This window comes from Rhizobium ecuadorense (assembly GCF_001187535.1).
GTDB classification, from domain to species: domain Bacteria; phylum Pseudomonadota; class Alphaproteobacteria; order Rhizobiales; family Rhizobiaceae; genus Rhizobium; species Rhizobium ecuadorense.
Window position 1 is genome coordinate 1 of sequence record NZ_LFIO01001341.1, and the last position, 334, is coordinate 334.

1 protein-coding gene is annotated in these 334 nt (G+C 62.0%); it reads right to left on the reverse strand.

All coding sequences use genetic code 11. The features are described from left to right. The coding region (locus AF337_RS28930; protein ID WP_152971225.1) for a DUF2291 family protein at positions 1–225 on the reverse strand (225 nt) is incomplete at its 3' end. Positions 226–334: the final 109 nt, after the last annotated feature.

The window sequence follows — 334 nt, forward strand, 5'->3', positions numbered from 1 at the left end:
GCTGGAGGCGGAAAGCTGCATGACGTCTTTCAGGTCGCCGGCGCGCTTTTCGAAATAGGGGACTGCCTCGGACTGCCAGATCGCCTCGACCTTTGCATTCGGGTCGAAGGCGGTCTTGGCCGCTGCCGCCGCCTTTTCCTCCGCGGTCGGGGTCTTGATGATCTTGCAACCGGGCAAGGCTGCCGCCACGACGGCAGCGAGCAGGGCGCCCTTCATTCTCAACATGCTATGAACCTCGACGTCTTGCGAAAAGCATTGCAGAGGGCGCAGCTGCGCCCTCTGCAATTCGCGGCTGATCAGTTCGTCAGGGCGAAGGTTTCGAGCTTGCCGGAGT